General features: G+C 36.6%; 1 pseudogene. It reads right to left on the reverse strand.

Annotated features, from left to right (window positions below):
• Window positions 1-1,310 (reverse strand): annotated as a pseudogene (locus N8M95_RS09150) (IS3 family transposase); the annotation flags it as partial.
• Window positions 1,311-1,392 lie beyond the last annotated feature (82 nt).

Consider the following 1,392-nt stretch of genomic DNA (forward strand, 5'->3'; position numbering starts at 1 on the left):
TTTTAGTTTTACCTTAATTCGTTTGTTGTTGTAGTAATCAATATAGTCTACAATGGCTTGTTCCAATTGCTTAAGCGACTGAAACGACTTCTCATAACCGTAAAACATCTCCGATTTCAGAATGCCAAAGAAAGATTCCATCATACCGTTGTCTGTACTGTTACCTTTACGTGAGATGGATGCTTGAATTCCCTTACTCTCTAGGAACCGATGATAAGAATCATGTTGGTATTGCCAGCCTTTGTGACTATGGAGAATCGTATTCTCATAGTGTTTCTCTGTGAAGACCTGTTCCAGCATCGTTTTTACTTGTTCTAAATTAGGCGAAGTAGAGAGATTCTAAGCAATAATTTCGCTGTTAAAGCCATCTAAAACAGGCGATAAATAGAGTTTCTGTGTGCTATTTGGAATGGCAAACTCTGTCACATCCGTATAACACTTTTCTATTGGTCTCGATGCTTCAAACTGGCGTTGAATGAGATTCTCTGCTTTCTTGCCAATCTCTCCTTGGTAGGAAGAATACTTTCGTCTCCGATGAATTCGAGCTATTAAACCAAGGAGCTTCATCAGACGTTGAACTTTCTTATGATTCACTACAAAACCACGATTTCTTAGTTTAAGAGTAACTCTCCGATAGCCATAATTTCTTTTATGGTCATTATAAATGGCCTGAATTTCAGTTTTAAGCTCTTTATCTTTGTCAAGCCCATCTAGTTCCTTCAATTGATAGTAGTAAGTTGAGCGAGGTAAATAAGCCGCTTCAAGAAGTAAATCTAGTTGAAATCCTCCTGAAGCCATTTCTCTAATTGTCTCTGCCTTTCTCGCTGTATGGCTTCGTCCCTGTCTTCCAGCTCTTTTAACTTTTTTAAGTAAGCCACCTCGGTACGTAAGAGTTCATTCTCCTCTTGGAGTCGCTCTAGTTCTGTCATTTCTTCCCAAGTTTTCTTACATTTACGTCCCATTTTAGGTACTCTCCCTCTTGTTTTCTCAACAATAGTATACCCGTTTTCCTTGTATTGTGCCAGCCAGTTAAGAAGTATCGTACGACTTGGGAGATCTTATTCAAGAGAAACTCTATCTTTGGTCCAGCCTTCATGTATGACTTTATCAATCATTTCTTGTTTTAAATCAGGAGAATAGTAACGATTTTTTCCTTTTTTGACGAATTCAATTCCGTAACGATCAATCAATTTAATCATGTACCTAAGATTAGAATTGTTTATCCCAAATTTATTTGAAAGTTTCTCTATGCTATATCCTTGTTTTCTAGGTTTATAGATCTGGACTTTATCATCATAAGTTAATTTCATAAAAAAAACACCCCAAAAGTTAGATTTTTTCTGTCTAACTTTTGGGGTGCAGTTCAGTTCAATACTATGCGTTTTTCTTTTT

This window comes from Streptococcus mitis (genome assembly GCF_946190325.1).
GTDB classification, from domain to species: domain Bacteria; phylum Bacillota; class Bacilli; order Lactobacillales; family Streptococcaceae; genus Streptococcus; species Streptococcus mitis_CF.